The following is a 25922-nucleotide window of genomic DNA, read 5'->3' as shown; positions in this document are numbered from 1 at the left end:
ATCCGACACTGGCCTGCGAACACGCCCTGCCGCGACGGCGGTTGGCCACGAGATTTCTGTGAATCGGCGGGGCGATTGAACACGCGTGGGTCCTCCGCCGTACAGAAGGTGGCCATGCCGGGCCGGCAACGAAGCGGTAGGAGTAGTTCCTTGAGACGCAACACGCGAAGACGCCCAACGGGCGCACGACGCGCCACCTTTGCGGCGGTCGCGCTGATGTTGGGCGGAGGCGGACTCGTGGCGGTGAACGTCTACGCCACCGCCAGTGAAGGGGACTCGGCGGAGCCGGGTCAGGGCCGGACCGCGCAGGTCCTGGCAGCGGGCGGAGCCACCATCGACTGCCCGGACGTCGGCAGTCGGCTGACGGCGACGCCGGAACAGGCGAGGGCGGAGGTCGACAAGGAACTCGCCCTGCTGGACAAGCAGATCACCGAGGCCTACCAGCGGTTGCAGGAGGCGACACGGGACGGGCAGCAGGACGCTGCCTTCGCCGACAACTCGATCATGACGCCGCTGAAGGACAAGCGGGCCGCGACGATCGAGCGGATCCTGGTCGCCATCGACCGGGTGGGCGACCGTCCGGAGGGCCTGGACGCCTTCGCGCCCTGTACGCTCCGCGCCTCCGGCAACCAGGACGGTCAGGCCGACGGCGGTCAGGACCAGAACGGTGACGGCCAGGACCAGGGCGACGGTCAGGACCAGAACGGTGACGGTCAGGACGGCGGTCAGGACCAGGGCAACGGCGGACAGGCCGGCAACGGTCCCGTCGCGGCGGACTTCGTCGACATCACGACCGTTCAGCCGAACGTGGCCGCCAAGCCGCAGGCCGGGTCCGGCGGTTCGTCCGGTACGTTCGTCAGCTCCTGCGGTGTGAACGCCAACAAGAAGTTCAACACCGACAACGTGATCGTGGCGCCCGGTGTCACCAACGGCGCTCACCACCTGCACGACTACGTCGGCAACCAGTCCAACGACGCCTTCGCCAACAACGACACCTTCGCCGCGGCCGAGACCAGCTGCGCGAACCAGGGTGACAAGTCGTCGTACTACTGGCCGGTGGTGCGTGTCCAGGACGGTACGCAGGACTTCGACCAGAACAACGACGGCGGCGGCAAGGAAGGCAACGTCGGCCGGATCCAGCAGACCAAGCAGGCGTCGATCAAGTTCGTCGGCAACCCGCGCAGCAAGGTCGTCGCGATGCCGAAGTTCCTGCGCATCATCACCGGCGACGCCAAGACCCTCACCAACGGTCTCGGCAATGCGAACGCGCACTGGAGCTGCACCGGCTTCGAGGACAAGGTGCAGCTGACCGAGCAGTACCCGATCTGCCCCGGGGGCAGCAGCGTGGTCCGCTCGTTCGCCTTCCAGAGCTGCTGGGACGGCCAGAACATCGACAGCGCCAACCACCGGACGCACGTGGCGTTCGCCGACGCCCAGGGCAACTGCGCCAACGGCTTCAAGGCGATCCCGCAGCTGACGATGCGCCTGGTCTACGACGTTCCGGCGCCGACCATCGAGAACGGACAGGTCAAGAACGCCTACGCGGTGGACGGATTCCCCGAACAGCTGCACAAGGCGAGCACCGACCACGACGACTTCATCAACGTCTTCGACGACAAGCTGATGGAGGAGATGGTCGACTGCATCAACGAGGGACGGAAGTGCGGTGCCGGCGCCGGTGGCGGCGGTGGCGGTGGCGACGAGCCCGAGGAGACGCCCGAGCCCTCCGAGACCGCCAAGCCGGACGAGACCGCCAAGCCGGACGAGACCGCGAAGCCGGACGAGACGGAGAAGCCGGACGAGACCGCCAAGCCGGACGAGACGGAGAAGCCGTCGCCCGAGCCCACCGCGACGAAGGCTCCGTCCGAGGCGCCCGCCGGTGGCGGCGACCAGGACGACGACGCGGCGGACGACGGGGCCGGGGCGAAGCCGGAGCCGGACGACGAGCAGTCGACGGAACCGGCCGGCGGTTCGGACGACCGCGACGACGCGTCACCGAAGGCCGACGCCTCGCCCTCCGCCGTCCACCGGGATCCGGTGACCACGACCGACGACTCGGTGGGCCAGGAGAGCGCGGTTCCGGGCCCCGAGCCGACGCAGGACGGCCAGGCGGGCGGTTCGCAGACCGAGCCGCAGGCCTCCACCGGCGGGCTCGCCGACACGGGAGCCCAGCTGTGGCCGGCGGCGGCCGGAGCGGTGATGCTGATCCTCGGCTTCGTACTGCTCCGTCGCATGAGTCACCGGTAGGTCCGAGGACCGACCGGGTGGGGTAGGAGCCGGGGCGACCGGGACCGCAGGACGGGTCCCGGTCGCCCTCGGCGTGGGGGCGGGGGCTCGCGGGTCCCCGTGAGCGGGCGCGCCCGCCAGGCCGCCACGACACGAAACCGCCACATCGTGTACAGGGAAAAGAGGTTTAATCCGCGGTTTCACGCCTCGATCGTGGCTGGTGGCACCATGGGCGCCATGGATGTCGCAAGCAGGAACAACGTGGTCGTCACGGGGCGTCCGGACGGACCGGTGATCATGCTGGCGCACGGCTTCGGCTGTGACCAGAACATGTGGCGCCTGGTGGTGCCCGCCCTGTCCGAGCACTTCAAGGTGGTGCTGTTCGACTACGTCGGCTCGGGCTCGTCGGACGTGTCCGCGTGGAGCGAGCAGCGCTACGGCTCCCTGGACGGATACGCCCAGGACGTGGTGGACATCTGCCAGGAGCTCGACCTGCGCGACGTCACCTTCGTGGGGCACTCGGTCAGCGCGATGGCCGGGGTCATGGCCGTGGCGCGAGCCGAGGAGCGGTTCGCCAAGCTGGTCCTGCTGGTGCCCTCCCCCCGCTACATCGACGACGGTGACTACAAGGGCGGCTTCACCCACGAGGACATCGAGGAACTGCTGGAGTCCCTGGACTCCAATTACCTCGGGTGGTCGGCGACGATGGCGCCCGTGATCATGGGCAATCCGGAGCGGCCGGAGCTGGGCGAGGAGCTGGCCAACAGCTTCTGCCGCACCGACCCGGACATCGCCCGGGTCTTCGCCCGCACGACGTTCCTGTCCGACAGCCGTGCCGAGCTGGCCTCGGTGAGACTGCCGACGCTGGTCCTGGAGTGCGCCCAGGACGTGATCGCCCCGCAGGGCGTCGGGGCCTACGTGCACGCCGCCATCCCCGGGAGCCGGCTGGTCACCCTGGACGCGACCGGTCACTGCCCGCAGCTGAGCGCCCCGGAGGCCACCGCGGAAGCGATCGTCACCTTCGCGGCGCCGCCCCGATGATGTGCCGCACGGACCAGGGTCCGGAGCCGCACAAACAGGCGCGGACGGGCCCGCAGAGCCCCGGGACGGGAGGAGACGTCGGTGGGTCCGACGCGGCGTTCAGTGCGCTGCTGGAGGACGACGTGGAGGACCTGTACGAGAACGCGCCCTGCGGTTACCTGTCCACCCTGCTCGACGGACAGATAGCGAAGGCCAACGCGACCCTGCTGGCCTGGCTGGGCCGCAGCCGTGAGGAGACGGTCGGCCGGCTCCACTTCTCCGACCTGCTCACGGTCGGCGGCAGGCTCTACCACGAGACCCACTTCGCACCGCTCCTGCGCATGCAGGGCGAGGTCAACAGCATCGCCTTCGAGCTGAAGGCGTCCGACGGGAGCCGCCTGCCGGTCCTGGTGTCCTCCAAGGTGAAGACGGGCGGCGACGGGCAGCCCCTGCTGATCCGCACGACGGTCGTCGACGCCCGGGACCGCCGGTCCTACGAGCGGGAGCTGGTACGCCGCCGCCAGGAGGCGGAGCAGGCCCGCCAGGAGACCGAACGGGCCCGCCGGCAGGCCGAGCACGACAAGGAGCGGCTGCAGAGCGTGCTGGCCGTCCTGCAGCGCAGCCTGGTGCCGCCCTCCCTGCCCCAGGCACCCGGGATGGAGGCGGCCGCCTACTACCACACGGCCTCCCTCGACCAGCTCGGTGGCGACTTCTACGACGTGTTCGCGCTGGGCGACGGCCGCTGGGGGTTCTTCCTGGGCGACGTGTGCGGCAAGGGGCCCGAGGCGGCCGTGGTGACGTCCCTGACGCGCTACACGCTGCGGGCCGCCGCCATGCACGACGCCGACCCCGTCACGGTGCTCCGCACGCTGAACACCGTCCTGCACCAGCACTACATCCGGGGTGATCCGCGCTACTGCACGGCGATCTTCGGCACCCTGACCCCGCACGGCTCCGGCGTGACCGTCCGCGTCGCCAGCGGCGGTCATCCGCCCGCGATCCTGCTGCGCGCCGACGGCACCGTCGAGTACCTGCCGACACCGGGCGGCCTGCTCGTGGGGATCCTCCCCGAAGCCCCGTTCAAGGACGTGACCCGGGAGCTCACGGCGGGGGACACCCTGCTGCTCTACTCCGACGGCCTGACCGAGGCGCGGATCGGCCCCGAAGGCACGCGCTACGGTGACGAGGCACTGCTCGAATTCACCGCCGGCCTGGCGCCCGCCGGGCCCGACAAGGCCGTATCGGCCGTCACCACGCTGCTGGAGAGTTTCGGCGACGGACTCGACGACGACACCGCCGTCCTCGCGATCGGCATCCCCGCACCCACGACCTCAGACGAAGAACAGACGTGACAGCACTGACCACCAGCATCCTGGACATCCCGACCGGGCCCGTGATCACCATCCAGGGCGAGCTCGACCACTACAGCGCCGGCAGGCTCCGCGAGACCATCCGCGACCTGCCGCTGCAACCGGGTCGGCTCCTCATCCTGGACCTGCGGCACCTCACCTTCTGCGACTCCAGCGGCATCTCCGTCTTCGTCGCCGCGCACCGCCAGGCCGTGGCCGCCGAGGCCCGGCTGGCTCTGGTCGCCGTCCCGCCCATGATCGTCCGTACGCTCGGCATCGTCGGTCTCGACCAGGTCCTGGACATCCACCCCGACACGGAGGATGCCGTCCGGGCACGCTCCGCGTAGGGCCGCGGTGAGCCGATCGCGTTCAGGACGGGACGCTCAGCCGAGCAGTGCGGTCACGACGCCCGAGCCCGCGGCGCGACCGCGGTGGCGGACCGCGAAGCGCTGCCCCTCTTCGAGTGCGACGGCCCGGTCGAGCCCGACCGTCACCGCGGACAGGTGGAGAGGCTTGAGCGTGCCCGTCCCGTCGGGCAGCGTGACGATCCCCTGCAGCACGGCCGCGCGTACGCAGAAGACCAGGCTCCCGCCGCTGTGCACCTCCGCGCCGCCCTCCTCGGCCGCAGCCAGGGCGATGTCGGCGGCGAAAGCCGCGTGCCCGCCGATCGAGCCCGGCGCGGCCAGGACCTGCCCTCGCTCGACGGTTCCCGCCGGGACGCGGGGCAGCAGCACCCCGGCGTTCATGCCGGCAGCCGCCTGTCCCACGGGCCTTCCGCCCGTCTCGACGGCGGCCACCTGCGCGGTCGTGCCGGCTCCGAAGCCGACGAGTTCCACCTCGTCGCCCGCGCGGACCCGGCCGCGTTCGATCAGGCCGGCCACCATGACCCCTCCGCGTCGGCCGAGCGGGAAGACGTCCTCCACGCTCAGCAGGAGCGGATCCGCGGCGGCGTCCACGGGTGCTTCCACGGTTCTCCCGTCCGACTCCGAGGTCAGAGCCGGTTGAAGGGCTCGGCGTAGGCGAACGTGCCTCGCACCGCGGGGTCGTGCGCCGTCAGGGGCCGCACCTGGAAGTACTCGCCCCAGGCGGGGTCCGGCGGGGTGATGCCCTGCTCCACGCTGGGACGGAAGCCGAACCGGGCGTAGTAGGCCGGGCTGCCCAGCAGTGCGACGAGGGGCTCGCCGAGGGCGTCGGCCGCGCCGAGCACGGCGTGCACGAGTGCCAGGCCGACGCCACCGCGCTGGTGGTCCGGGTGGACGCTGAGCGGCCCGAGGCCCACGGCGGGCGTGGCGCCGACCTGCCCGCGGGTGCAGACGACGTGTCCGATCACCTCTTCCCGGTCACCGGTCGCCACGAGCGACAGCGCGGGCAGCCACCCGGCGCAGTCGCGCAGTGCGTCCAGAAGGGTGACCTCCACGGGCACCGGGGTGCCCGGCGCGGCGAAGGCGGCCGCGGTGACGGCACGGACGGCGGGAACGTCGGCGGGGACCTCACGTCGGATCAGCACCGGCACAGTCTGGGACAACGGCGACCGGGGCGCAAAGAGATAACGCCATGGCCTGCGTGCCGTTGCGGCACGGGCACGGGCCGCCTCGACTGCCGCCGCCGACACGTCCAGGGGCGGCTGGGGTCGAGGCGCACGAGCCGCACACGGCCGCCGCGCGGGCCGGTCGGGGAGCCGACGGACCTGACCGCCCCTCATGTCGGGTTGCGCACAGGTGCCGTGCCTGGGGTATGCTCGATCTTGAGCGTGCCGCCGAGTTCCTCGGTGCCGCGTCTCGCGTCGATGGTCCAAGGAAAGGCGCCCCGCTTCCTGCGGGGAGATGCAGGTGCAAGGCCTGCTCGGCGCTCGTGCGAACCCCACTCCGGTCTCCGGAGTGGGGTTCTTTCATGTACGCGCCTCGTCCCGGCCGGCCGCGGACGCCCGCCGAACACCGCAACGGGCAGGCGCCCTTGACGACCGGTGTGCGCCGTGAACGCCGTCGGTGGAGGCGTCAGGGGGAGCGCTGGCCCGTCAGGTTGTCCTGGTGGCTGTCGGTGAGGGCGAGGAGTGCCGTGGTCCGTTTGCCCGTCGGCGCCGGGCGAACGTCGTACTTCTGACAGACCGCCAGGACTATCTCCAGCCCGTGCTGGCCGATGCGCGCCGGATCGGGCTCGCGGGGCACCGGCAGGACCGGGTCGCCGTCCCACACCGTGATCTCCACGCTGCCGTCGACGACCCGCAGGTCGAGTCGGCAGGGACCGGGGGCGTACCGGCAGGCGTTGGTGATCAGCTCGCTCACGACCAGTTGGGTCAGGCCCAGGGCACGGGGGGAGACGGGCACATCGTGGTCGGCGTGGACACGGGCCAGATACGCGGTGGCGAAACGTCTGGCGGCGCCGATGCAACGGGTGTTCCCGTCGTAGGCGGCGCACGCCGCCGGAGCGGAACGTGCGCCAGGAGCCGTCTGCTCGCTGTAGTGCGCGGTCTGGTCCATACGGTCGCCTCGCGTTGCCTAGGTCACATGGCCCCGTTGGACGCGTACCCCTTTAGCGTGCCTCCACGTGGCTGTTCGGCCGTTCCTTCGCCTCGGCGGCGAGGCTGCGGATCGATCCGAGCTGATGGTGAGATTAACAGGCGGCCAGTTGACACCAGCGTGAATGTTCCGTTTGCGTGGACGCAGCGTCAGCGGATCGGCCGCTGAAAGACGATGAGGGAGATGGCATGAGCGCCGCCCGTCTGGTCATCTCCCGCCATGTCACCCCAGAGGGCGTGAGCGTGCTGAAGATGGCGGGAGAGATCGATTTCACCACCGTCGGGGACTTCCGGACAGCCCTCGCCGACCGCGAGGACGCGCCGGGGCACTGCACGGTCGTGGACTTCGGAGGCGTCACGTTCATGGATTCCAGCGGGATCAACGTCCTCGTCGCCGCGCATCGCGACGCGGCCCAGGGCGGTGGCTGGATTCGGCTGGCCTGCCTGCCCGCCGGTGTCCACGACGTCCTGCACATCGTCGGTCTGGACGAGGTGCTTCCGCTCTACCCGACCCTCGACCTCGCTCTGACGTCCTGAGGGTGACGGCCGGCCGGGCGCGGCGGATTCGACGGCCGTCGAACTTCGATGGTGGCCGACGTACAATCGCTGTCCGCCCCGGTCGTGGGCGCCCGTCTGCCGGTCGAGTCCGTGGAGTCCGCTGTGCCCCGTCCGCGAAGCACGCCGCGCAGCGTGGCGAACCCCGCGCCGGAGGAGTTCACCCTCCAGCGGCTGCTCGAGGCGCTCGCCGACCCGGTGCGGCGCGCGGCCGTCGGGCAGCTGGCGCGGGCCGGGCGGGACCTGAGCTGCGGGACGTTCGAGATGCCGGTGGCGCCCTCGACCGCCACCCATCACTTCAACGTCCTGCGGGAGGCCGGTGTGATCCGGCAGTACTACGTGGGGACGACGAAGATGAACGCGCTGCGCGCCGAGGAGCTGGAGGCGCGGTTCCCCGGCCTGGTGACCGCCCTGCTGTCGGCCGAGGAGGCCGAGTGCGGCGCGCGGGCGGACGGCTGAGGCCCTCGGCGCGCACGGCGGTCAGTGGCGGACGGTGACGACGATCTTGCCGACGTGTGTGTTGGACTTCATGTAGCGGTGGGCCCCGGCGATGTCCTCCAGGTCGAAGGTCCGGTCGACGACCGGGGAGAACGACCCGGTGGACAGGCCGGCGTTCACGAAGGCCACACCCCGCGCGAGCCGCTCGGGGTCGGAGGTCACCTCGAACAGCGTGTAGGTGCTGGTGCTCAGAGCGGGGTAGCTCCGGGCGTTCGGCAGGGGGGTGGTGCGCGGATCGAGGGCGCCGTAGACGATGAGGTGGCCGCCCGGTGCGATGCCCTGGGCGATCGTCTCGACGCCGGGCCCCGCGACGGGGTCGAAGGCCGTGCGCACGCCGGCGCCGGCGGTGATCTCCTTCAGCCGGGCGGGCAGGTCCTCCTCGTCGGTGACCACGACATGGGCGGCACCGGCGTCGAGCAGGCGCTGCTTCTTGTCGGCGGAGCGAGTGGTGGCGACGGGGATCGCGCCGATGTGGTTCGCGGTCTGGATCGCGGCCAGCCCGACACTGCTGGAGGCCGCGGTGATCAGCACGTGGTCGCCGGGGCGGGTGCGGCCGTCCTCGGCCAGGGCGCCGTAGACGGTGAGGTAGGCCATCCAGACCGCGGCGGCGCTCTCGGCACTCACGCCTGCCGGTCGGGGCACCGTGGCGGCCGCGGGGACCAGGACGTGGTCGCCGTACGTGGCGTAGTCGGTCTGCAGGAAGGCCGGGACGACGCCGACCGGGTCCCCCGGGGTGAAGCCGGAGACGTCGGGCCCGACGGCCTCCACGACACCGGCGGCCTCGTACCCGAGACCGGAGGGGAAGGACGGCTGGTAGAAGTAGGAGCCCTCGCGGAACATCAGCTCGGCCCGGTTGAGGCCGATGGCCTCGACGCGCAGCCGCAGCTCACCGGGGCCGGGTTCGCCGACCTCGACCTCCCGCAGTTCCAGGACCTCGGGACCGCCCGTCCTGTCGAACTTCACTGCCTTGGCCATGGGGTTCCCGTCCTTCGTCCGTGGTGTGTGGGAGGGCGCGCCGCCGTGGTGCGGCGGCACGCATCCAGCAAACCCCAAAGTACGATGAACGTCAAACTACGATGGGCGTCGAATTAAAGGTGGTCCACCTCTCTCGCCGGCCGGGCGGCGACGCGGTCAGTCGGACGTGAGGTTCTCCAGCGTCGACCGCGTGTCGGTCTTGAGCCAGCCGGCCACGTCGTCGACGTCGGCCGGTGTCGTGCCGTAGGAGGACGCGTAGGCGCTCCAGCTCATCTGGTACGTCATCCAGCCGTCCCGCACGGCGAGGATGACCGACCGGCTGCCGCTGGTCCCGGAGCCGGACGTGGTGTCCTGGGTGACGAGATACGCCTCGTCGCCGAAACCGGAGACCTTGTCCACGTCGTAGTCGTCGTAGCGCTGGTCGTACTCGGACCACAGCGCGGTGAACTCCGCGGCGGGGTTCGTCTCCTTGTGCAGGTCCATCTGGACCGACAGGTAGGCGTCCGAGTAGGACGAGGCCGCGGACTTCTTCAGGGAGATGCTGCAGTAGCTCTGATCGAGGGCCTCGTGCTCCAGCGAGTTGTGGGTGGGGGCGGAGTCCTCCTCGGTGTACTCCGTCCGGACCGACGAGTAGTCGACGTCGGAGCAGAGATTGGCCTTGGCCCGGTATCCGGCAAGGTCCGCCTTGCCGTCGTTGCCCCAGTCCAGCAGGAACACCCCGCCGGCCCACAGGGCGGACGCGAGGAGCGCGCCCACGGCGACCCACGCGACGGCCTGCCCCGCCCGGCCCCGGGGCCGGGGCTGCGGTGGAGCGGCGGGCGTCGCGTATCCCGGCTGCCCGTACGGGTAGTGCGGGCCCGGAACCGCAGCGGGCGGCGGACCGTAACCGTCCGGCTGCTGGACGACGGTCGGCTGGGGACCGGAAGGCGGGCCGTAGCCGCCCGGCTGCTGCACGACGGTCGGCTGAGGGTCGGAAGGCGGTCTCGGCGGTGACGCCGGCTGCCGGGGATCCGGCTGCCCCCCGGGCGACGGCATCGCGGGCACGGTGGGGCTTCTGGGTGCGGTGGAGTCGGTGGGTTGCGGCGGCACCTGGGGCTGGTGCGGCTGGTGCTCGGCCTGTGCCGGGACGTCGTCGGGCCGGTCCTTCATCGTTTGCTCCTTCTCCATGGTCGGTGGAGAGATACGGGCCCGGGGCGGGATTCCTCGGGCTGCGACGGCCCGTCGTCGCGCGGACGCGGTCGGCGGGGACGGGCGGGGCGGAACCGGCTCGGCGGCCAAGGCATCTCCGGTGAGCCTCGGGGCCGGGTGACGGAGCCGGGGTACAGCACGCGTAGATGGCTCAACCAGGCGATTCTAGAGGGAAGTTCGCCATGATGGCGCTTTACGGGACTGCTCGTCCCGCAGTCGCCGCTCCCGCCCGGAAGGTGCTGTTCCGGTACGAAGCGGGGCCTGGGGGCGGGCGCGAGGGTCCCGGTCGCGGAGGGCTGGGGGCCTTCGTCTCGGACGGCGGACTCTGGGAGCCGGGGCAGGCGCGGCCGCCTGTGGTCCCGAGCCGTGGGGACCGGGGAGCGGGGTGTCCCACGCCCCTGACGGCGGGCCGTGGAGGGGTTTCGGCGGGGCGGGAATGCCACGGACGGGGGTGCTGTTACAGCACACGTAGCTGACATGCGCGAGTCAAGCATCGCGGATGTGGGCGGAAGGAGGACCCTCATGGCACGCACCAGCGAGCGCCCCGTCGTCACCCTCAGGTCGACAGCCGGGACCGGCTCGACCTACGTGACCCGCAAGAACCGCCGGAACGACCCCGACCGGCTCGTGCTGCGCAAGTACGACCCGGTGGCCGGAGCGCACGTCGTCTTCCGGGAAGAACGCTGAAGCACGGCCGGAGCCGTCAGGCGAAGAGCCGCGAGGAAGGACAGCACATGAAGCCCCGTATCCACCCCGAGTCCCGCCCGGTCGTCTTCCGTGACCGCGCCGCCGACGTCTCCTTCCTGACCCGTTCGACCGCGGGGTCCGCGCGGACGGTCACCTGGGAGGACGGCGCCACCTACCCGGTGATCGACGTCGAGATCTCGTCGGCGAGTCACCCGTTCTACACGGGGACCTCGCGGGTCGTGGACACCGCCGGCCGAGTCGAGCGCTTCGAGCGCCGCTACGGCCGCGCGGACTCCGCCCGACGCTGACCGCACACCCGGCGACGGGTGAGCAGGAGGAGAGCAGAGCCATGAAGGTGCGCAAGTCCCTGCGTTCCCTGAAGTCCCTCCCCGGGGCTCAGGTGGTCCGCCGACGCGGTGCGACCTTTGTGATCAACAAGAGGAACCCGCGCTTCAAGGCCCGCCAGGGCTGACGCCGGTTCCGCCGGCCCGGGTTGACGACTCGGAACGCCGATGACCAAGTGCCCGGGCCCTGTTGGCCCGGGCACTTCGCCGTCCCGGTCCCCGGCACCCGCCGCCGGGCCGGGGCCCCGCTCCCCGCCACGCGGCCGTGATCGTGTTGTCAGTGGTCGCGTCTATGTTCAGTGGTGTCCCGCCGAACCGGCGCGGAAAACCCCCTGGTGTATGGGAGATGGTGCGTTGTCGGATTGGGAGAGGTCGAGCACGGCACGGGTGGCAGCACCCGCGCGGCCGCGCAAGCTGGCCAAGGTCCCGTTCGTCGAGCTGGCCGACGGGCGCCTGCAAGGAGTGGTGTCCAGCGGTTCGGACATCGAGCGGGTCTATGTCTCGTCGGTCGTGGCGAGCACGTACGCGTTCGCGTGCAGCACCAACAACAACCGGCCGTGCGGGGGTGCGCGGGGGACGTTCTGCAACCACATCCGCGCCCTCGTCACCGAAGCCGTCCTGCAGTACGGCGCCGACCGCGTCGCCCGCTATCTGAGGGTCGACACGGGCGAGGAGGAGCCGAGCGCTCCGGCCCTCACCACCGCCATGACGGCCACCCGACCGCCGCAGGGCGACACCGCGGCCGCCGCACCCGTCTTCAGCCGCTTCCTCCGGCACCTCGCCTACCTGGAACTGGCCCCGACCACCGCCCCGTTGCCGGAGATGCAGTGGTTCCCGCCCACCAGGGCGGTGGCATGATGCGCGCCGATCTGCTCACCGAACCGATCACCGGGCTCGACGAGGCACTGACGGCCGTGGACACCTTCGACCACGTCCTCATCAGCGGTCTGCTCCGCCCCCAGCCCGCCCAGGCGCACGGTCTGACGGCCCTCGCCCGTGCCGTCGCCGGCACACCGCTGGCCGCCAGGGTCGCCGAAGCGGCGGAGAAGGCGGCGGCCGGGGCCGCCGGCGAGGACCACTTCGTCGCCCTCGCCGCCGCCCGTACCGCCCTGCTCGGCTCGGTCCACGACGCGCTGGTGGACCGCGTGGACGAGGCGACCGGCCGCACTCGCGGCGAGGCGACACCACCCCCGCCGGGCGACCGGCAGGAAGTGAACCTGCTCGTCGCCGCCCGCTCCTGGCTCTCCGACCTCGCGCGCGCCGGCTGGCAGGGCATCGACCACGAACTCGTCTCCGGCTCGGCGCCCGTGGTCTCCGCGATGCTGCCCGACCCCGCCCTCCGCCGCCAGGCCACGCTGCTGGACGCATTCGCCGCCGAACTCGCCGCCTCCTGCCCCGGCGCCACCCTCGACCGCATTCCGGTACGACGCTGGGCCGATCTGTGGTCACGCGCCATGCTGCTGACGCTGCCCGGCGCGACCGACGTGCCGGCCACCGAGGCCCTCACCGGACGCCTGCTGCCGCTCGGCGTCGACCTTCAGGAACACGCCACCGCCGTACAGGCCCAGGTGCACGCGGTGTTCGAGCCCGCCGACGGCACCGCGTCCCGCCTGGTGCGGGCTGCCGTGTCGGCGCCCAAGCCCGACACCGTCGTCGGAGCCGGTCTCTGGCAGCTGCTGCGCCCGCACATGTCGCTGCTGGCCGCTCTGGGGACGGGGCACTCGATGGACCTGACCGGCATGCCGGCCACCACGGGGGGTGACCTGATCTGGAGCGACGAGCACGCACGCGAGGGCGCACCCGCGGACCCCTTCGCCACCGCCCGGGTCGCCCTGCCCACCGCGACCGACCCGGCGACGGCACCCCTGGACCGGCACCCGGCGGCCCTGGCCGTGCCCGTGTTCCTCGAGGGCCATGCGATCGGACAGGACGAGGGCGTGGTCACGTTCACCGTCGCGGGCCACCCGCTCCCGGTCGACACCGACCGGATTCCGGCCGCCGGACCGCTGACCCCCGAGGCCGTGGCGAAGTCGGGAGCGTGCATCGGGCTGCTGCGCTGGGACGCCGGGACCTACCGCGTCCAGCCGCTGGCCGTGGAGACGACCGTCCGGAAGAAGGCCGTCGCGATCCACGCCGGAGCGTGGGCGGGCGGTACGGCGGACAAGGCCGCGGCCAAAGCGGAGAAGGCCGCCACCGATGCCGTCGCGGTGCTGCGCGAGCGCGCGGGAAGGCTGCTGCGCACATGACCGAGCAGAGCGACGTCGACCCCGGCCGCGCCCCCGTGGCGGACTCCGACGAGAACCGGCGCCAAGTCCTGTACTGGCGGCTCCTCGCCCGCCTCTTCGACCCGGAGGAGCAGGCGACCCTGGAATCGGCGAGTCTCGGTGTCGTCGAGGACATCGGCCTCCCGTCCACCCTGCTGGATCCGCAGGCCTCCATCGACTCGATCGTGCAGCGTCACCCCGACCTGGCGGCGGAGTTCGACGGCCTGATGGTGCCCGGCGCGCCGGAAGGCGAGGGGGCGCCGGGCGCCGGTGCGGAGACCGAAGCGGATTCGGGCGCTGAGACGGGAGCCGACGCTGACACGGGTGAGTATGCGGGCGCGACCGCGGGTGCCTCAGCGCCCGACGTCGATGTCATTGCCGATGCCGATACCGGTGCCGGCTCTGATGCCGACGAGGCCCGGCGCGATCGAGCCGTCGAAGTACGCCGCGCGGCGCTGGTCTCCAAGGTGCTGCTGAACGCGTTCGCCACCGGTACGGGCGCGGTCACCGCCGGACAGCTGGCGCGTTGGCAGTCCGACGCGGGATGGCTGGAGCGCGCCCTCGGCTGCAAGCCGGGAGAACTGCGCGGTGGCCGGGCGGGAGCGGGTGCCGCGGGCCCGGGTGTGGGGCGGGGCGGTTCCGGGGGCCGGGGCGGGGCGCCGGACCTCACCCACCTGATTCCGGCGATCGGTCCGGAACTGGGAGCCATCGAGGCCGACTTGGTGCGGCGCATGAAGCTGCGCGAGGTGCTGGCGGATCCCGAGCTCGCCGCGCAGCTCACCCCGAGCATGTCCCTGATCGAGCAGTTGCTGAGGGACAAGAACAACCTCTCGGGTGTCGCGCTGGCCAACGCGAAGGCCCTCATCCGTCGTTTCGTCGACGAGGTCGCCGAGGTGCTGCGCACCCAGGTGGAGAAGTCCACCGTGGGCGCCCTGGACCGGTCGGTCCCGCCGAAGCGCGTGTTCCGCAACCTCGACCTCGACCGCACCATCTGGAAGAACCTCACCAACTGGAGCCCGGAGGAGGAGCGGCTGTACGTCGACCGCCTCTACTACCGGCACACCGCCCGCAAGACGACACCCCAGCGGCTGATCGTCGTCGTGGACCAGTCGGGGTCGATGGTGGACTCGATGGTGAACTGCACGATCCTCGCGTCGATCTTCGCCGGGCTGCCGAAGGTCGACGTCCACCTGATCGCGTACGACACGCAGGCGCTCGATCTCACGCCATGGGTGCACGACCCCTTCGAGACGCTGCTGCGCACCCAGCTCGGGGGAGGCACGGACGGCACGGTCGCCATGGCCCTCGCCCAGCCCAAGATCGCCGAGCCCCGCAACACCGTGGTGGTGTGGATCTCCGACTTCTACGAATGGCAGAGCGAACCGCTGTTCCAGAGCATGGCCGCGATCCACCGCTCGGGAGCCCGGTTCATCCCGGTCGGTTCGGTGACGAGCGCGGGGCGCGGCAGCGTCAACCCGTGGTTCAAGGAGCGCTTCAAGGACCTCGGGACGCCCGTGCTCTCCGGCCACATACGCAAGCTCGTCCACGAACTGAAGACCTTTCTCACCTAGCGGCAGGCACCGACGACGGGCCTCGCCCGGCCCCCCCCGAGGCGGGTCCGGCGACGTTCTCGTCCGAGCAGCACGCACTTACGACGTTCGTGAACCCAGAAAGAGGCCCTGTGATGTCCGACCTGTTGCGCGCCCCCGCCGAGATCAAGTACGCCGAGGAGCTGGACTGGCTGGAGTCCGTGGACGACAACCCCAAGCCCTTCTCCTGGCGCCTGTCCCCGAAGATGGTCCGCCTGTTCATCCTCGGCTCCGAGCGCGCCGACGGCCTGGACCGGGAGATCGCGCCGAAGTGGTTCGGCGACCGCAGTTTCGTCGAGCGCTCCATCGTCACGCTGGCCTCCGACCGCGGACTCCTGCTCATCGGCGATCCCGGAACGGGCAAGAGCTGGCTGGCCGAGCTGCTCTCCGCCGCGATCTCCCGGAACTCGACGCTGGTGGTCCAGGGCACAGCCGGTACCACCGAGGACCACATCAAGTACTCCTGGAACGTGTCGATGGTCATCGCCAAGGGGCAGTCGCGGGAGTCGATGATCCCCTCACCGATCATGACGGCCATGGAGACGGGTGCGATCGGCCGCTTCGAGGAACTGACCCGCTCCACCAGCGACGTCCAGGACGCGCTGATCTCGATCCTGTCCGAGAAGTACATCTCCGTCCCCGAACTGGACAGCGACGGCATCGTCTTCGCCAAGCCCGGATTCTCGATCATCGCCACGGCCAACAGCCGTGACCGGGGTGTCAACGACCTCTCCTCGGCGCTCAAGCGCCGATTCAACTTCGTGCGCATCCCGGTGGTGACGAACAAGAAGAGCGAGGTGGAGATCGTGCGCTTCCGCACCGAGGAACTGCTGCGCCGCCACCAGCTCGAACTGGACGTACCGCCGACCCTGCTGGACGTGCTGCTGCAGAGCTTCGCCGATCTGCGGGCCTCGGCCGCCGCGGCCGGCAGCGACGACGAGAAGCTGGAGTCGGCACTGTCCACCGCCGAGCAGATCGGCGTGCTGGAGGACGCCATCCTGCACAGCAACTTCTTCGGCGAACGCGCCCTGACCGCCCGGACCCTCGCCTCCTCGCTCGTCGGATCGCTGGCCCGGCGCGAGCCCGAGGACCTGGCCATCCTGAACAAGTACCTGCACGGCGTCGTGGAGCCGCGCAGCAGGGAAGAGGGCGGCTCGTGGCCGGAGTTCCTCGAGGGCGGCCGCGACGCGATCGCCACCCTGTCATGAGCGGCTCCCACGACGAGACCTTCGGCGCCCTGCGGGGCCAACTCAACCAAGCCGCGCAGGCGTTCGCCGGCGGACCCGACGCCCTCGAAGGCATCCTCCTCGGCATCGTGGACGACGTCGACCGCGCGGTCCGCGAACCGCTGGAGATCTTCCCCGTCTGCCACCACTCGCCCGCCTCGGCGACCGCCATGGCGCGCCGCCTGCGGGAGAAGCAGCCCAAGGTGGTCTATCTGGAGCTGTGCGAGGACATGGCACCCCTGCTGACCGAGCTGCGCAACTGCAGGCTCCCGGTGGCGGTGCAGGCGTTCGCCACCGAGATCGAGGGCTTCCCGGCGGACTGGGCCCCGCTGTCGGTGGTCGCACCCATCACCGAGGCCTCGGCCGAGTACCAGGCGATCGCCTACGCCCTGGACACGCCGGGCGTCGCACTGGTCCTCGTCGACCGGTCCTCGGACCACGTCTTCCAGTGGGACGCGCGCGTGTCCCACGACGGCGAAGCCGCCGACCCCGACGCGCCACCGCCCCAGGAGGAGGCGGCGCTGCACGGCGACGCGGTGGGCGTGGAGATCGGCGACCTGCGGCCCCGTTTCGCCGAGCTGGAGGAGCATCTGCTGCGCCACGGCCGGGTCCGGCACTGGTCGGAGTGGTGGCACCAGTACGTCGAACTGCCCCTCGGCGACAGCGACCACGACACCTACCGCCAGGTCATGTTCCTGATCGGCAGTCTCTTCCGGCGCTTGGCACCCGGCGACCCCCACCGGGTGCGGGTCGACGAGGACCGCGAACGCCACATGTGGACCAGAATGCGCGAACACCTCGCCGCGACCGGTACCGCCGCCGAAGACTGTCTCTACGTCTGCGGTGCCTACCACGCGGCCAGCCATGTCGCCGAGTTCGGAATCGGCGGCACCGACACCTTCGAGATCACTCCCCGCAGTGCCACCAAGTGGCGGCACGGACTCATTCCCTCCAGCCATGCCGCGATCGAGGCGCAGTTCGGCCTCGCCGCCGGTTCGGTCTCGATCGCCGCGACGGTCTGGGCGAAGAATCAGCGGCGTACCCGCGTGCGGCCGTACCGTCTGGCAGGTCAGGCGGGGGCGAAGAAGACCGCGGCCGTGAAGGCCGTCACCGCGGCGGACTCCCCGCCCGCTCCTCCGCCCTCGGACAGGCTGACCGGCTTCCTCCAGCGGCCGCCCGTCCTGGACCGGCTGGACGAGACCGAACTGCTCGGCTGGTCGGTCGAGATCGTGCGCGCCGCCCGGCGCAACGGCTACCTCGCCTCGACCGCCGACGCGATCGCCGTGTTCGAGACGTCGATCCTGCTGGCCGGGATGCGCGACCGGGCCAAGCCCACGCCGTACGACTTCCAGGACGCGGCCGTCACCTGCATCGAGAAGGACTCCGTCCCCGGCCGGCGAGATGTGCGCCGCCTGGTCGAGATCATGATGGGCGGCGACCGGGTCGGCCGGGTCGGATACGATGCGCTGCCGCCGCTGGCCCGCGACGTGCACGACCGGCTCGCGCCGCTGAACCTGAAGCTTCAACAGCGCGGTGTGCAAAGGGCGTTGCTGGACATCGCGTCCCGGCCGGAGCTGGAGCAATGCTCCGACGTGCTGTGGATGCTGCGCCGTCTGATGCCGCAGGGTGCCGCGCGCCCGATCATGGGGGAGCGGACCCTGGGAGCCCGGCCGATTCAGGAGTCCTGGGACCTGGCACTGGGCACCCATCAGCGGGCGCTCATCGAGCTCGGCTACGAGGGCGTCAGCATCGAACAGGTTCTGGAGCAGCGCCTGCGTCGCACGGCGTACGGCTCGCAGGCCACCACGGCGACCGTCCTGGAAGCCGTCGAGGATGCCACGCTGTATCTGCGCAGCCAACGTCTCGCCGACGAGCTGGGCATACATGCCCTGGAGGTGCTCTCCGCCGAACGCGGTGTCGACGGCGCACCGGAGGTGCTGCGCCGGGTGCGTCGGCTGCTGGCCCACTACCGGACCAGCCGCCCGGTGCTGCCGGCGTGGATCGAGTCCTTCGTCAAAGCCGGCTACGCGCACTACTGCACCCTGCTGCCGACGGCGTTCACCGACGACGACGCGACGGTGCGCCAGGTCGCGGCGATGCTCGGCTTCCTGTTCAGCATGGAGGGCCTCGCGCTGTCCCTGGGCTGCGACCGGACCCAGCTGGAGCTGGCGGTGGTCCAGTCGCATCCGCACGACTCGTCGAAGACGGCGCTGCTGTGGGCGGCTCAGGTGCACCTCGGGCATCTCTCCCGGGCGGAGCTGCGGGGGAAGTGCGACGAGCTGCTGGGCAACCCCCTGGTGGTGCCGGCCTATCCGCGTTACCTGAGCGGGTTCGTGCACGCACTGGAGCCGGTGCCGGGTCTCACCGACTTCGTCGTGGAAGCCGTGTCCAACGCGTTCGGACGGCTGCCCGACCCGGTGCTCCTGCCGTGGCTGCCGACCCTGATCACCACGCTGCGGTCCGGTGGTGCCGAGCTGGCCCCACTGCTGGTCCGCGAGGCCGGACGGACGTTCCCCGGTCGGCTCGCGGCGCTCGACGCGTGGGTGCCGCCGTGGCGGGCGGAGGCGGTACCGGCAGCCCTGCCCGCGGCCGGTGGCACGGACCGGGGCAGCGGCTGCGCGCTCCTGGCCGTCCATCCGGACACGTGCGACGCGGTGGCGAGCCTGCTCGGGTGCGACGGGACATGGGAGCCGGTGGACCGGGGCCCGGTGGGCGCCGTGCTGACCGGCCGCCATCCGGATACGGCCGTCGCGCTGGCGGCGCTGCTCGACCGTGTGTGACGGCGGGGACCTGCCACGGCTGTCCCACGGGGCGCGCGCGTGACGTGGCGAGCGCCGCCGGCGCGCCGCCGGGCTGATCGAGGGCGGGCCGACGTACGGCAGGGGGCGGAGCCGGGATCCGCCGACCGAAGGCAGGGTGGCGGCGGAGCCGGGGTGCGCCGTCGGACGGCAGGGTGGCGGCGGAGCCGGGCTGCGCCGGATGGCAGGTGGGCCGGGGCCCGGGACACGCGCGTACCCGGCCCCCTGCTGTCCGTTGGCGCGGCTCGTCCGTCGTCCCGAAGAGAGGCCGTCATGGCCGGGCCCGCGGGACTGCTTCCTAGAATTCGCCCGTGACGAACAGGACGCGACCGCAGCGGGGCCGCAGGCCGGGAAGCCCGGACACCAGGGCCGCGATCCTGGCGGTCGCGCGGCGCCGCTTCCTCCAGGACGGGTATCACGCGGTCACCCTGCGGTCCGTCGCAGCCGAGGCCGGGGTCGACCTGGCTCTGATCAGCTACTACTTCCGTTCGAAGAAGGGGCTGTTCGGGGCCGCACTCGCCCTGGGCGCCAACCCGGCCGAGGTGCTCGCGCAGGTGCTCGACGAGGGAGACCTGACCACGTTCCCGGAGCGTGTCGTCCGCCAAGTGGTCGCGGTCTGGGACGACCCGGTGTCCGGTCCGCCGCTGCTGGCGATGCTGAGGGGCGCCGCGGGTGACGAGGCGTTCGGGGACCTGGTCAAGGAGGCGGTGGAACGGGAGATCGTCGACCGGATCGCGGCTCTCCTGCCCGGCAGGAACGCGCGGCAGAACGCGGGTGCCTTCACCACCGTGGTGGCGGGACTGATCGCCACGCGCTATCTGCTGCGCCTGGAACCGGTCGCATCCATGAGTACGGAGGACGTGGTCCGTCACGTGGCACCGCAGTTGAGGCTGGCGCTGCGCGGTTCACCGCGCCGGCCGGCCGGGGCGCCCCGCCCGCGCTGACCCTTCGCACCGGGGGTTCGATTCGCCCGCGTCGGCCTTGTGACAGGAGACGGCGGCCGGGTTCGCCGGACCTCCGTGGCCGGCGCCTCCCGACACGTGCGGGAGGCGCCGGCCGTCCCTCATCGGTAGGAGTGCTCCCGGGGTCCCGCGGAGCGGGAATCGTCCGGGGTGTGCAGGACCTTGTCGGTGCCGGAGCGCGCGGGGCGCACGGGGGAGCGGAGCAGGACGGCCACGGCCGCCGCGGCGAGCGCCGCCGCCGCAGCGGCTCCGAGGAGCGCGAGGTGCATGCCGTCGATGAACGCGGTGGTGGCCGGGCCGCTGACCGGGTCCCCCATGGTGCGGGCCGCGGCGAGGGAGGACCGGGCGGCCTCCGCCGCGGGCTGCGGCACGCCGGGCAGGTCCAGCCCTTCCCGGTAGGCGGCGCTGAGCAGGCTGCCGAGGACGGCGATCCCCAGCGCTCCGCCGAGTTCGCGTGACAGGTCGTTCATGGCGGACCCGACGTTCTGGAGCGAGCGCGGCAGGGCATCGGTGATGCATGTCGTCGCGGGCGTCATGGCCAGCCCCATGCCCGCGCCGAGGGGAAGCAGACCGCCGGCGATGAGCCAGTACGGGCTGGACGGGTCGAGCCGGGACAGTACGCCCATGCCGGTCGCCACGGCCAGCAGGCCCACCGTCCAGGGCCCGCGGAGGCCGAACCGGGCCACCAGGTGCGGAGTGGCACGGGCGAACGGAATCATGCCCAGGGCCATCGGCAGCATCGCGACCGCGGCCATGAGGGCGCTGTCACCCCGTACCAGCTGCAGGTACTGCATCATCACGAAGATGAAGCCGAAGAACACGAAGAACTGAAGGGTGATCGACAGCGAGCCCGCCGTGAAGTGGCGGTTCAGGAACAGCCGGGGGTCCAGCAGAGGGTGTGGACGGCGCAGCTCGAAGAGCACGAAGCCCGCCAGGACCGTCAGTCCGAGCGTGATCCCGCCGAGTGTCGCCGCGCTGCCCCAGCCGCGGGTCGGCGCCTCGATCACCGAGTAGACGAGGACGACCAGTCCGGCCACCGCGAGGACCGCTCCGCCGAGGTCGAGAGGCGGCTGGTGCGGCTCGGCCGACTCGGGTACGAACAGCAGCGTTCCGATCAGGGCCGTCAGCGCCAGAGCCACGTTCAGCAGGAACACCGAGCGCCATGACCAGCCTTCCAGCAGGGCGCCCGTGGCGAACAGCCCCACCAGCGCGCCGGCTCCGGCCACCGCGGCCCACACGCTGACCGCGCGGGCCCGCTGGGCGCGGGGGAAGGTACTCGTGATCGTGGACAGGGTGGCCGGCATGACCAGTGCCGCACCGGCTCCCAGGACGGCCCGCAGGACGACGAGCGTGCCCGGGTCGCTCGTCAGCGCGGCGGCGGCCGAGCCGCCGCCGAACAGGGCAAGCCCCACCAGCAGCGCCCGTCGCCGGCCGAACTTGTCACCCAGCGCACCGGCCGGCAGCAGCAGGGAGGCGAAGACGAGGCTGTACGCGTCGATGATCCAGGACAGTTGGGTCTGGGAGGCGTGCGTCTCGCGGGCGATGTCGGGCAGGGCCACGTTGAGGGAGGCCATGGCGGCGACCACGGTGCCGAGAGCGAGGCACGTGACGACGAGAACCAAGTGGTGGCGTAGGGCCGGGGCGGGGCCGGCGGCGGGGGCGCGCGTGGACGGCATGGTGGGCTTCCTTCGTCGGAGAGGTCCGGGAGATCCCGAGGTCCTGACTCCAGGCTCCGCGGAGCGTCTCCGGGTTTCCAGCGTGATGAATTTCCGGACCGGCCCGGCGGAGGAGGTTCCGGGGCTGCGGCGGCAGGGCTTCTTGACGGCGTGGACGATGATCGATGCTGTTCAGAGGCGTGCACTGTGATGCTCGGGGGTCGGACCTGTGCGGGGGGATGTTCGCTGCCCTCGTCGGTGCATCGATGATTTTCGGCGCTCGTTGAATTCATGCCGTGCGAGGAGGGCGCGGGCGCGGGCCGGTGCGCGCCGCGAGCGGAGGGCCGGGCCCGCGGGTCGGGGCCGCCAAGTACCGGCGCCTGCGGGGGGCGTGGCGGGAAAGCGCCCCGGACAACCGGTCGAGGCGACGTTGTCCAAAACCTGGTCCAGGAACCTACCTGCCGGTATACAAGCGGCGTAGGGCCTGCGGGGCGGGAGTTCTCCACGTCGGATGCGGTGCCGCGCGTCCGTGTGCGCGCCGCCCGGGAGTCCGGCCCGTCCCGAGCACCGTCAGCGCTTCAGGGGAGGGGCACGATGAATCAAGACGCGAGCGGGGACGGCACGGTGCCGAGACGGCGGCGCGCCGTCGCACTGGGGGCCGCACTGAGCAGCTGCGCCCTCGTGGCGGGTTTCGCTCCCGCGGCCGCCGCCACGAGCGGTGGAGGGCACTCCCCGCACCGGACGGACTACGTGGCGCTGGGCGACTCGTACACCTCCGGTCCGCTGATCCCGCGTCAGGTGGACGCCAACTGCGCCCGCTCCGACCACAACTATCCGTCGCTCGTCGCGGCCGACCGCAAGGTCGCCACGTTCACCGACGTCAGCTGCGGTGGCGCGACGACCGCGGAGATGTGGAAGGCGCAGGGGACCAACGGACCTCAACTGGACGCCGTGCGACGGGACACCGACCTGGTGACCGTGCAGATCGGCGGCAACGACATGGGCTTCGGCTCCATCATCGCCACCTGTGCCGCCCTCGGTTCGAAGGATCTGACCGGAAACCCGTGTCAGCAGTACTACGGCTCGTCCGGTACCGACCAGCTCACCGTCAACATCCTCGAAACCGCTCCCAAGGTGGCCCGCGTACTGCGCGCCGTGCACGCCAAGGCGCCGCACGCGCGCGTGGTGCTCGTCGGTTATCCCGACCTCCTCCCCGACGACGGCAGCGGGTGCTATCCGTCGGTCCCGTTCGCCGCGAAGGACTTCCCGTACCTGCGGGACACCGGCAAAGGCTCAACCTGATGCTGCGGGCCGTGGCCCTGCTGAACCGGGCGGAGTACGTCGACACGTACCGGCCGACGGTGGGCCACGACATGTGCAAGGCGCCCGCCGACCGCTGGATCGAGCCGCTCCGTCCGGCGGCGCCCGCCGCACCCGCGCACCCGAACGCCAAGGGCATGGAGGCCATGGCGGAGGCGGTGCTCGCCCGGCTGGGACGGCACGGCGGCCGCGGCTGACCGTTCACCCGAGTGGGGCGTCCGACGGGCGCCCCACTCGACCGGGACGAGCGATCCGGGGAGGGGTTCCCCTCGGTGGCACCAACTAGGTACCATGGTGATATGCCATCGCTCAACGTGTCCTTCACCGACGAGGAGCTCGAGGGTGTCCGGGCGGCCGCCGCGGCCGCCGGCAAGAGCCTCAAGCAGTACCTGCACGACCTCGGGGTGCGCGAGATGCAGCGCAAGCAGTTCGTCGACGGCGCCGGGGTGTGGGCGGAGCGACTGCGTGGCGAGTTCGACGACGCGTTCCCCGACGAGGTGCCGCCCTCCGAGCGACGTGACGGCGCTGCGGCTGCCTGATGCACTTCTACGTAGACGTTGCCTGGCTGCTCGACGTCCAGGAGACCGCCCTGCTGAGCGAGGACATGTCGGTCGCGGACTACTCGGCGCTCGTGGCGGCCGTGGCGCGGCACCGCACGAAACTGCCGACGCTTGCCGCCGCCGACCCCGATGCCGCGTGGCGGGCGGCCGCGCTGATGCACACCATCGTGCGCCTGGAGCCGCTCCCGCACCGCAACAGTCTCTTCGCGGCGTTCGTCGCCGCCCAGTACATGGACCAGTCCGGTGAGGGCATCGACCCGCCCTACGGCGGCCTGTCCGACCTGGTCCGCAGGATCCGCGACACCCGGCTCGGCATCCTCCCCGTCGCCGATCAGCTGCGGGCCTGGAAGGTCTGACCCCGGCGGATCGGGCGGGCGCGTCGGCGGCCGCCCCCGTTCGCGTGTCCGGGTACGGCAGGTGGGCGTGCGGAACGTGCGCCGGGACCCGAAGATGTGCCTGCCGAACAGCTTCCCGCGGCGGGATCCGCAGGCGTGCCTGCCGTATCTCCCCTACGGGCGGTCTTCGGCCCCGGCTCGGTGTCCGGCGGGGCGGTCCAGCAGTTCCGTGACCTGGTGGCGGACCGCGTCCCATCCCGTGGCGTGCAGCGCGCCAACGTCCGTACGGGCCAGCGCATCGAGGATCCGACCGGTGTCGGCGCCGTCGTCGTAGGCGGTGCTGTCGCCGAGCACTTCGTAGCCGTCGCGGACGGCGACGCGCAGTCGCCTGCGCCCTTCGTCCTCGGCGTGCACGGCGGCGGCGACGACCAAGGGCGGCGGCCCGCCCGCCGCACCGTCCAGCTTGCGGTAATTGCTGGACACCGGCAGGCGCCAGCGGAGGCCGAGCAGCAGCGGCTGCTTGCTGACCAGCTCGGCCAGGTCGGTCTCGTACGCCCCGTCCGGTGTGAGCACCCGCGCGCGGGCGTCCAGGACGAGCGCCGCCGGCAGCAGGCAGCGCAGGGTGCTGCCGACGATGTTGCCGCCGACCGTGGCCGTGCGGCGTACGGCGCCGGTTCCCACCGAAGCCGCCGCCCGGTGCAGCACCTCGGGTACGCGGTCGTCGACGCGGTGCAGCACGACGGCCGCGCCGAGGGCGTCGGGCGCGAGCGCGTTCGCCTCCGGGAGGCTGTTCAGCGACATGGCCTGCTCGGGGAACCCGTCCCGCTGCCAGGTGGCCCACACCAGCGTCGCCCCGCCGATCGGCACCGCTCCTTCGGCCAGATGCGCCTGCGCTTCCGACACGGACGTGGGCAGACGCAACTGCACGGCAACCGACCTGCTTTCCGGGAGAGTTGGGGTAGGCGGGGTCTCGGCCACATGACGCTGACGTGGCGCATTCTGCCCATGCACGAGGGGGCGCGTACAGGGCTCATCGCCGCATCTCGTGCGCCCCGGGGCCGACGGCGGGGACGGCCCCGCGGCCACTAGGGAGGTCATCGCCTCGGGCAACAGGATGCGCGAACCAGCGAGTTGCCGGCCGGAACGGCAGTGGGGAATTCATCGTTCCGGACCCGCGTGTGATGCCAGTTGCCGCAAGGGAATTCAATCCCGGGCGAGAGCGCGTTTTCCCTGAACAGTTTTCCCTCGCTCATATGACCGAAATCAAGTTGCTTATGGCGACGAAAAAGGCCACGCCTACCCGTGATTGCCTCGCGCAAGGCGGCGGACGCCGGGTGCGCGTGCAGCACGGAGAGCGGTAAGAGGCATGGTGTCACGTCATCGGTGCTCCGGTCGGTGTGTGTGCGCCGTTGTGGCGGACGAACGCCACGCCTAGCTTTGTGCCTTGCGTCGACCGGCGATTCGAGAAGAGACGCCTGTCGATTCGGCACAGGAAAGCGGCGTCGCATTCGACGAAATGCGCGCCGAATTCACCGACGAAGGGATTCGACGATGGCGTACGAGCGTCCCACCCTCACCAAGGCCGGCAACTTCCACAAGACGACGGGCCTGGCAGGCAAGGGCAGCCCCGACCTGCTGGGCGGCCACAGCCTCCTCTGACGCGACACGGCCGCCCCTCCCTCCCGCCGACGGAACCGGCGTCGCGCGGGAACGGAGGGCCGGTCCTGGGGGTGGGGGGGGGGGGGGGCCCCCCCCCCCCCCCCCCCCCCCGAGGCCCAAGGAACGTGGGGGGGTGCCCCCCGTACGTGGCATGGTCTTTTTCCTTCTGCGAATGTAGTGTTGGGGGGAGGGGGTGC

The 25922-nt window shown here is 71.6% G+C and carries 25 protein-coding genes and 1 pseudogene; 19 read left to right on the top strand and 7 right to left on the bottom strand.

Annotated features, from left to right (window positions below; genetic code table 11):
• Positions 1–150 precede the first annotated feature (150 nt).
• The 4 genes from ACZ4NT_RS03090 to ACZ4NT_RS03075 all read left to right on the top strand — a co-directional run bounded on the left by ACZ4NT_RS03090 (position 151) and on the right by ACZ4NT_RS03075 (position 4942).
• Positions 151–2247 carry a DUF1996 domain-containing protein gene (locus ACZ4NT_RS03090; RefSeq protein WP_467723002.1) on the top strand — a complete coding sequence of 699 codons (2097 nt, stop codon included), beginning with the start codon at positions 151–153 and terminating at the stop codon, positions 2245–2247.
• A gap of 216 nt (positions 2248–2463) precedes the next feature.
• Positions 2464–3267: an alpha/beta fold hydrolase gene (locus ACZ4NT_RS03085; protein ID WP_467723000.1), complete on the top strand. Its 804-nt coding sequence runs from the start codon at positions 2464–2466 to the stop codon at positions 3265–3267.
• Positions 3264–4598, top strand: a complete 1335-nt coding sequence (locus tag ACZ4NT_RS03080) for a SpoIIE family protein phosphatase (protein WP_121409112.1) — start codon at positions 3264–3266, stop codon at positions 4596–4598. The genes ACZ4NT_RS03085 and ACZ4NT_RS03080 overlap by 4 nt, the downstream gene beginning before the upstream one ends.
• Positions 4595–4942, top strand: a complete 348-nt coding sequence (locus ACZ4NT_RS03075; protein ID WP_121409111.1) for an STAS domain-containing protein — start codon at positions 4595–4597, stop codon at positions 4940–4942. The genes ACZ4NT_RS03080 and ACZ4NT_RS03075 overlap by 4 nt, the downstream gene beginning before the upstream one ends.
• Before the next feature lie 36 nt (positions 4943–4978).
• Here the strand turns inward: ACZ4NT_RS03075 and ACZ4NT_RS03070 are convergent, their stop codons facing one another.
• The 3 genes from ACZ4NT_RS03070 to ACZ4NT_RS03060 all read right to left on the bottom strand — a co-directional run bounded on the left by ACZ4NT_RS03070 (position 4979) and on the right by ACZ4NT_RS03060 (position 7072).
• Positions 4979–5563, bottom strand: coding sequence for an EF-Tu/IF-2/RF-3 family GTPase (locus tag ACZ4NT_RS03070; RefSeq protein WP_467722998.1), 585 nt, complete (start codon positions 5561–5563; stop codon positions 4979–4981).
• 23 nt (positions 5564–5586) lie between these two features.
• A complete protein-coding gene (locus ACZ4NT_RS03065) occupies positions 5587–6102 on the bottom strand; it encodes a GNAT family N-acetyltransferase (RefSeq protein ID WP_121409110.1) in 516 nt (171 codons plus the stop codon).
• 487 nt (positions 6103–6589) lie between these two features.
• Complete coding sequence (locus ACZ4NT_RS03060; RefSeq protein WP_121409109.1) at positions 6590–7072, bottom strand: ATP-binding protein; 483 nt, start codon at positions 7070–7072, stop codon at positions 6590–6592.
• Positions 7073–7299: 227 nt separating this feature from the next.
• Between ACZ4NT_RS03060 and ACZ4NT_RS03055 the strand changes: the two genes are divergently transcribed.
• Together ACZ4NT_RS03055 and ACZ4NT_RS03050 are read left to right on the top strand one after the other, a co-directional pair.
• Complete coding sequence (locus ACZ4NT_RS03055; RefSeq protein WP_121409108.1) at positions 7300–7647, top strand: STAS domain-containing protein; 348 nt, start codon at positions 7300–7302, stop codon at positions 7645–7647.
• Between the two features lie 51 nt (positions 7648–7698).
• Positions 7699–8124: an ArsR/SmtB family transcription factor gene (locus ACZ4NT_RS03050; protein ID WP_467722995.1), complete on the top strand. Its 426-nt coding sequence runs from the start codon at positions 7699–7701 to the stop codon at positions 8122–8124.
• A 21-nt stretch (positions 8125–8145) separates the two neighbouring features.
• Here the strand turns inward: ACZ4NT_RS03050 and ACZ4NT_RS03045 are convergent, their stop codons facing one another.
• Together ACZ4NT_RS03045 and ACZ4NT_RS03040 are read right to left on the bottom strand one after the other, a co-directional pair.
• The gene (locus ACZ4NT_RS03045; protein WP_467722993.1) at positions 8146–9138 is read right to left on the bottom strand and encodes a zinc-dependent alcohol dehydrogenase family protein; all 993 of its coding nucleotides are present in this window, start codon (positions 9136–9138) and stop codon (positions 8146–8148) included.
• A 156-nt stretch (positions 9139–9294) separates the two neighbouring features.
• Entirely contained in the window at positions 9295–10305 is a 1011-nt protein-coding gene (locus tag ACZ4NT_RS03040; RefSeq protein WP_467722991.1) for a hypothetical protein, read from the bottom strand.
• A 543-nt stretch (positions 10306–10848) separates the two neighbouring features.
• Between ACZ4NT_RS03040 and rpmG the strand changes: the two genes are divergently transcribed.
• The 9 genes from rpmG to ACZ4NT_RS02995 all read left to right on the top strand — a co-directional run bounded on the left by rpmG (position 10849) and on the right by ACZ4NT_RS02995 (position 20178).
• Positions 10849–11013 carry a 50S ribosomal protein L33 gene (rpmG, locus tag ACZ4NT_RS03035; protein ID WP_121409105.1) on the top strand — a complete coding sequence of 55 codons (165 nt, stop codon included), beginning with the start codon at positions 10849–10851 and terminating at the stop codon, positions 11011–11013.
• Positions 11014–11060: 47 nt separating this feature from the next.
• A complete protein-coding gene (locus ACZ4NT_RS03030) occupies positions 11061–11321 on the top strand; it encodes a type B 50S ribosomal protein L31 (RefSeq protein WP_467722989.1) in 261 nt (86 codons plus the stop codon).
• Positions 11322–11362: 41 nt separating this feature from the next.
• Positions 11363–11485 (top strand): type B 50S ribosomal protein L36, encoded by a 123-nt coding sequence (gene ykgO, locus ACZ4NT_RS03025; RefSeq protein ID WP_121409104.1) that lies wholly within the window; start codon positions 11363–11365, stop codon positions 11483–11485.
• 211 nt (positions 11486–11696) lie between these two features.
• Complete coding sequence (locus tag ACZ4NT_RS03020) at positions 11697–12215, top strand: hypothetical protein (RefSeq protein WP_467722986.1); 519 nt, start codon at positions 11697–11699, stop codon at positions 12213–12215.
• Entirely contained in the window at positions 12185–13603 is a 1419-nt protein-coding gene (locus ACZ4NT_RS03015; protein WP_467722984.1) for a hypothetical protein, read from the top strand. The genes ACZ4NT_RS03020 and ACZ4NT_RS03015 overlap by 31 nt, the downstream gene beginning before the upstream one ends.
• A complete protein-coding gene (locus ACZ4NT_RS03010; RefSeq protein ID WP_467722982.1) occupies positions 13600–15192 on the top strand; it encodes a vWA domain-containing protein in 1593 nt (530 codons plus the stop codon). Before ACZ4NT_RS03015 ends, ACZ4NT_RS03010 begins: the two co-directional genes overlap by 4 nt.
• A gap of 113 nt (positions 15193–15305) precedes the next feature.
• Positions 15306–16418: an ATP-binding protein gene (locus tag ACZ4NT_RS03005; RefSeq protein WP_121409100.1), complete on the top strand. Its 1113-nt coding sequence runs from the start codon at positions 15306–15308 to the stop codon at positions 16416–16418.
• Positions 16415–19216: a DUF5682 family protein gene (locus ACZ4NT_RS03000; protein WP_467722980.1), complete on the top strand. Its 2802-nt coding sequence runs from the start codon at positions 16415–16417 to the stop codon at positions 19214–19216. The genes ACZ4NT_RS03005 and ACZ4NT_RS03000 overlap by 4 nt, the downstream gene beginning before the upstream one ends.
• A 329-nt stretch (positions 19217–19545) precedes the next feature.
• The gene (locus ACZ4NT_RS02995; RefSeq protein WP_467722978.1) at positions 19546–20178 is read left to right on the top strand and encodes a TetR/AcrR family transcriptional regulator; all 633 of its coding nucleotides are present in this window, start codon (positions 19546–19548) and stop codon (positions 20176–20178) included.
• Positions 20179–20297: 119 nt separating this feature from the next.
• Here ACZ4NT_RS02995 and ACZ4NT_RS02990 read toward each other — a convergent pair whose 3' ends face one another.
• A complete protein-coding gene (locus ACZ4NT_RS02990; protein WP_467722976.1) occupies positions 20298–21872 on the bottom strand; it encodes an MFS transporter in 1575 nt (524 codons plus the stop codon).
• A gap of 573 nt (positions 21873–22445) precedes the next feature.
• Here ACZ4NT_RS02990 and ACZ4NT_RS02985 point away from each other — a divergent pair.
• The 3 genes and pseudogenes from ACZ4NT_RS02985 (at position 22446) to ACZ4NT_RS02975 (ending at position 24087) form a co-directional block, all read left to right on the top strand.
• Positions 22446–23368: pseudogene (locus ACZ4NT_RS02985) on the top strand (SGNH/GDSL hydrolase family protein).
• 102 nt (positions 23369–23470) lie between these two features.
• A complete protein-coding gene (locus tag ACZ4NT_RS02980; protein ID WP_183117239.1) occupies positions 23471–23710 on the top strand; it encodes a hypothetical protein in 240 nt (79 codons plus the stop codon).
• On the top strand, positions 23710–24087 hold the full coding sequence (locus ACZ4NT_RS02975) for a toxin Doc (RefSeq protein ID WP_121409095.1): 378 nt from the start codon (positions 23710–23712) through the stop codon (positions 24085–24087). Before ACZ4NT_RS02980 ends, ACZ4NT_RS02975 begins: the two co-directional genes overlap by 1 nt.
• 153 nt (positions 24088–24240) lie before the next feature.
• Here ACZ4NT_RS02975 and ACZ4NT_RS02970 read toward each other — a convergent pair whose 3' ends face one another.
• Positions 24241–24993, bottom strand: coding sequence for an FAD binding domain-containing protein (locus ACZ4NT_RS02970; RefSeq protein ID WP_467722973.1), 753 nt, complete (start codon positions 24991–24993; stop codon positions 24241–24243).
• A 624-nt stretch (positions 24994–25617) separates the two neighbouring features.
• Between ACZ4NT_RS02970 and ACZ4NT_RS02965 the strand changes: the two genes are divergently transcribed.
• The gene (locus tag ACZ4NT_RS02965) at positions 25618–25725 is read left to right on the top strand and encodes a keywimysin-related RiPP (protein ID WP_121409093.1); all 108 of its coding nucleotides are present in this window, start codon (positions 25618–25620) and stop codon (positions 25723–25725) included.
• Positions 25726–25922: the final 197 nt, after the last annotated feature.

Source organism: Streptomyces sp. NPDC026417 (assembly GCF_055567695.1).
This window is presented reverse-complemented; position numbering and strand designations above follow the sequence as displayed.

Coding starts and splice junctions, on each gene's coding strand:
- ACZ4NT_RS03085 (WP_467723000.1), top strand. CDS start 2,464: ATGGATGTCGCAAGCAGGAACAACGTGGTCGTCACGGGGCGTCCGGAC.
- ACZ4NT_RS03080 (WP_121409112.1), top strand. CDS start 3,264: ATGATGTGCCGCACGGACCAGGGTCCGGAGCCGCACAAACAGGCGCGG.
- ACZ4NT_RS03060 (WP_121409109.1), bottom strand. CDS start 7,072: ATGGACCAGACCGCGCACTACAGCGAGCAGACGGCTCCTGGCGCACGT.
- ACZ4NT_RS03055 (WP_121409108.1), top strand. CDS start 7,300: ATGAGCGCCGCCCGTCTGGTCATCTCCCGCCATGTCACCCCAGAGGGC.
- ACZ4NT_RS03045 (WP_467722993.1), bottom strand. CDS start 9,138: ATGGCCAAGGCAGTGAAGTTCGACAGGACGGGCGGTCCCGAGGTCCTG.
- ACZ4NT_RS03040 (WP_467722991.1), bottom strand. CDS start 10,305: ATGGAGAAGGAGCAAACGATGAAGGACCGGCCCGACGACGTCCCGGCA.
- rpmG (WP_121409105.1), top strand. CDS start 10,849: ATGGCACGCACCAGCGAGCGCCCCGTCGTCACCCTCAGGTCGACAGCC.
- ACZ4NT_RS03030 (WP_467722989.1), top strand. CDS start 11,061: ATGAAGCCCCGTATCCACCCCGAGTCCCGCCCGGTCGTCTTCCGTGAC.
- ykgO (WP_121409104.1), top strand. CDS start 11,363: ATGAAGGTGCGCAAGTCCCTGCGTTCCCTGAAGTCCCTCCCCGGGGCT.
- ACZ4NT_RS03020 (WP_467722986.1), top strand. CDS start 11,697: ATGGGAGATGGTGCGTTGTCGGATTGGGAGAGGTCGAGCACGGCACGG.
- ACZ4NT_RS03010 (WP_467722982.1), top strand. CDS start 13,600: ATGACCGAGCAGAGCGACGTCGACCCCGGCCGCGCCCCCGTGGCGGAC.
- ACZ4NT_RS03005 (WP_121409100.1), top strand. CDS start 15,306: ATGTCCGACCTGTTGCGCGCCCCCGCCGAGATCAAGTACGCCGAGGAG.
- ACZ4NT_RS03000 (WP_467722980.1), top strand. CDS start 16,415: ATGAGCGGCTCCCACGACGAGACCTTCGGCGCCCTGCGGGGCCAACTC.
- ACZ4NT_RS02990 (WP_467722976.1), bottom strand. CDS start 21,872: ATGCCGTCCACGCGCGCCCCCGCCGCCGGCCCCGCCCCGGCCCTACGC.
- ACZ4NT_RS02980 (WP_183117239.1), top strand. CDS start 23,471: ATGCCATCGCTCAACGTGTCCTTCACCGACGAGGAGCTCGAGGGTGTC.
- ACZ4NT_RS02975 (WP_121409095.1), top strand. CDS start 23,710: ATGCACTTCTACGTAGACGTTGCCTGGCTGCTCGACGTCCAGGAGACC.
- ACZ4NT_RS02965 (WP_121409093.1), top strand. CDS start 25,618: ATGGCGTACGAGCGTCCCACCCTCACCAAGGCCGGCAACTTCCACAAG.